Raw genomic sequence first — 2,451 nt, 5'->3', positions numbered from 1 at the left:
GAACGGAGCTTCGCCTGGCTCGGACGGCATCGCCGGATGTCCAAAGATTACGAGTACCGCGTGCAGACAGCGGAGGCCTTCATCACCATCGCCGCTTGCGCCCAGATGATCCAAAGGATCGCGCCGAAATGACTTCTCACACAGCCTCTTAGGATCAGGCCGAAGCCATAGCGGTCGTAGAGGTCGCGCAGATGCTCGAGCGAGGCGACAGTCAACCGGTCGGCCTCGTCCACGATCAGCAGCGGGCAGGCTGCCTCGGTACGGCCGTAATATTCGGGCGCTTCGCCGAGGCCTGCAAGGACGAGCCGGGCATGACCAAGGCGGAAGAGATTTACCTGCAGCCGATCGTTGACGATCTTCGGCGTGTTGGAGACCGGCGCGGTGAAGAAGAGACCCCGGCAGGCTTGCACGGCGCGGGCCGCCACCGGGGTGATCGGCTTGCCGACGGTGTATTCGAAGAGATTGGGGCTAGCGGCGAACTCGCGCGCCGAGCGCGTCTTTCCAACCCCCGGTCGGCCGAAGCACACGCCGATGTAGCGCTCGGCCGTGCAGGCCTCGGCGAATTCCCGGAAGCGTGCTCGCGGGTTTCGACGAAGGGCAGCTCCCGCCGGACCTCAATCGTCGGCGGCGTAGAGCTTGAGTCCGCCGAAGCGGGGCTTGGGGCGGGCGCGGTCTTGGAAAGGAGGGTTGTGCTGGACATGGCAGGCCTCGTCGGCAGCGACGGACTGCTTCAGTTCCTCCCTGGCGCGCCGTCTCGCGCCGCGGATCTGCGCCAGCGAGGGAGCGTCCACATGCTCTGGGCAGAGCGCGCGACACAAGAACGCGCCCTCGTGGTGGACATGGACCTCGGCCAGGTCGCGAGGGTCGTAGAGAACGTCGACCTGCTCTCCCACGAAGGCGGCCAGCGTCGGTTCGACGTAGCGCCGTCCGCCGAAGCGGATGCCATCCCGCCCCACCTTGCGGGGGCGGGGCACGCGTAGGAGCAGCATGTCGAGTGCAGCGCGGCTCTCTGGCAGCGCGGGCAGAAAGCCCCCGGCCCGCCAACGCGCCACCGGCGCCTCGCCGGTCGTCCCATGAGGACGGCGATGGTAGACATCGTGCAGAAACCGCTCGAAGCGCGCGGTCAGCTCCGCCAAACTGATGCCCGGCGCCGAAAGCGGCCGCCCTCCGATCAGGTGGCCCGGCACGTCGGGGAGGAACATCTCGTTCACGGTACGGAACAGCCGCTCGACCTTGCCCCGCCCGCGGGGGCGACCGGGCCGGGAATGAACGAGTCGGATCTTCAGCGCGATGCAGGCTTGCTCGATCTGTTCAGAGACGAAATCGCTACCGTTGTCGACGTAGAGCACCCCGGGAATGCCGCAGACCGGCCAAGCCGGATCGGCCTTGCGCCAGATCGCGTGGGTCGCAGCGCCAGCGCGGTGTTCACGGCCGAAGGCGCGTCGGTCGTCATCATGTAGCCCATCACGGCACGGCTGTGATCGTCCATCACCACCGTCAGCCAGGGCCGAACCTCTTCGCCGTGCGCGTCCAGAACGAGGGCGTCGAGCATCGTATGGTCGGCCTGCCACATCTCGTTGGGCGCGATGGCGTCACGTCGGTGCACCAGCTCGTGCCGGTCACGGTAGGCGGCCGCGTCGGTGGCGACAGCGATGCGTGCAGCCCTAACCCCGCGCGCCACGTCCGCAACGACCGCATAGCTTGGCTCAAGAGAGCCATGCGCGTTCGCCTCGGTCGCTACCTTGCGATGGATGGCGGCGACGGTCGGGCGGGGGCGTCGGGTCGCCAGCGCGCGGATCATATCCTCCAAACCGGGACCGAGTTGGCGACGGGCACCGGCATCGCTGCGACGCGCCCGTTCCAGACCTGCAATGCCGCTCAACCGGTAGGCGGCGAGCCAGCGGCACAGGGTGCGCTCCGACACGCCGGCCTCGGCGGCAAAGCGGGCCAAGGAGACGTCGTCCTCCAGATGGGGCTGGATCGCGCAGAAGCGCGCGGTGGCCGTCGGAGAGGCGAAGCCGGGGGCTGCCATGGGCCGGACCTGTAGAGGAGAACCGCCGTCATCATCTGCCCGTTTGGTGCGCCTCTCAAGATGGCGGTCCGCAAACCAACATTTGCCGGAGCGACTATAGGACCGTCCGAGAACAATCTAAACGACGGGATGTTGGACAACTTGATTGTCGGACGGGTTTGTGGACGATTGAGCGCCGACGACCCCTTTTGGACCCCTCCCATGTCCCTCATCGGATACGCCCGCATCTCGACCGCCGAGCAGAACCTCGCCCTGCAGTTCGACGCCCTCGCTGCCGCGGGCACGATACGCGTCTTCGAGGACCGCGGCGTGTCGGGCGCGAAGGCCGAGCGACCGGGCCTGAGAGGCTGTGTGAGAAGTCGCCGTTCCGCCGTCGCGGACCATGTTTTGCCGAGACTACTGGAGGTACAGCATGGCTC

3 protein-coding genes and 2 pseudogenes are annotated in these 2,451 nt (G+C 67.2%); 2 read left to right on the top strand and 3 right to left on the bottom strand.

Annotated features, from left to right (window positions below; genetic code table 11):
- Window positions 1–132: pseudogene (locus Q1B08_RS21275) on the top strand (IS5/IS1182 family transposase); the annotation flags it as partial.
- A gap of 20 nt (window positions 133–152) precedes the next feature.
- Here Q1B08_RS21275 and Q1B08_RS21270 read toward each other — a convergent pair.
- The 3 genes and pseudogenes from Q1B08_RS21270 to Q1B08_RS21260 all read right to left on the bottom strand — a co-directional run.
- A pseudogene (locus Q1B08_RS21270) lies at window positions 153–533 on the bottom strand (ATP-binding protein); the annotation flags it as partial.
- Between the two features lie 81 nt (window positions 534–614).
- Window positions 615–1,202 carry a Mu transposase C-terminal domain-containing protein gene (locus Q1B08_RS21265; RefSeq protein WP_299823309.1) on the bottom strand — a complete coding sequence of 196 codons (588 nt, stop codon included), beginning with the start codon at window positions 1,200–1,202 and terminating at the stop codon, window positions 615–617.
- 80 nt (window positions 1,203–1,282) lie between these two features.
- Window positions 1,283–2,032: a helix-turn-helix domain-containing protein gene (locus Q1B08_RS21260; RefSeq protein ID WP_299823306.1), complete on the bottom strand. Its 750-nt coding sequence runs from the start codon at window positions 2,030–2,032 to the stop codon at window positions 1,283–1,285.
- Window positions 2,033–2,233: 201 nt separating this feature from the next.
- Here Q1B08_RS21260 and Q1B08_RS21255 point away from each other — a divergent pair.
- On the top strand, window positions 2,234–2,451 hold a 218-nt coding region (locus Q1B08_RS21255; protein WP_299823302.1), incomplete at its 3' end, for a recombinase family protein.

The organism is uncultured Jannaschia sp. (assembly GCF_947494025.1).
In the GTDB taxonomy this organism is placed as follows: Bacteria; Pseudomonadota; Alphaproteobacteria; order Rhodobacterales; family Rhodobacteraceae; genus Jannaschia.
This window is presented reverse-complemented; position numbering and strand designations above follow the sequence as displayed.